Raw genomic sequence first — 552 nt, 5'->3', positions numbered from 1 at the left:
CACACCGCATCGGCAGGTCCACTCGCGCACGTCCAACGGCATCTGCTCGGCGAGAACACCGCAGGCCGAGCACAGTTTCGAACTCGGGAACCAGCGGTCGACCGCCACCAGAGTCCGGCCATGCCAATCGGCTTTGTATTCGAGCATGGTGCGGAACTGTCGCCACGCCGCGTCGCTGATAGCCCGGGCCAGGTGGTGGTTTTTGAGCATGTTGCGCACCGGCAGGTCCTCGATCACGATCGTTTGATTCTCACGAACGAGCCGAGTAGTCAACTGGTGCAGATAGTCGCGCCGGCGATCGGCGATCCGGGCGTGGACGCGGGCGACCTTGACCCGGGCCTTGGCCCGGTTCGCCGAACTTTTCTCCTTGCGCGCCAGGTTCCGCTGGGCACGGACCAGGGCTGCCCGGTCCCGGCGTTCATGCTTGGGGTTGGTGACTTTCTCACCGGTGGACAGGGCGAGCAGACTGTCGAGACCGGCATCGATACCGACGGCCCCGGACACCGGTGCGTCCTCGATCACGTCCTCGCAGAGCAGGGACACGAACCAGCG

General features: G+C 65.2%; 1 protein-coding gene. It reads right to left on the bottom strand.

Features of this window, described 5'->3' with window-relative positions:
• Window positions 1-552, bottom strand: a 552-nt coding sequence (locus tag ADL15_RS45000) for an RNA-guided endonuclease TnpB family protein (protein WP_157441988.1), incomplete at both ends; no start/stop codon positions are given.

The organism is Actinoplanes awajinensis subsp. mycoplanecinus, assembly GCF_001509495.1.
GTDB classification, from domain to species: domain Bacteria; phylum Actinomycetota; class Actinomycetes; order Mycobacteriales; family Micromonosporaceae; genus Actinoplanes; species Actinoplanes palleronii.
Note: the sequence above shows the minus strand (reverse complement) of the source record. Positions and strands in the feature narration are given on the sequence as shown.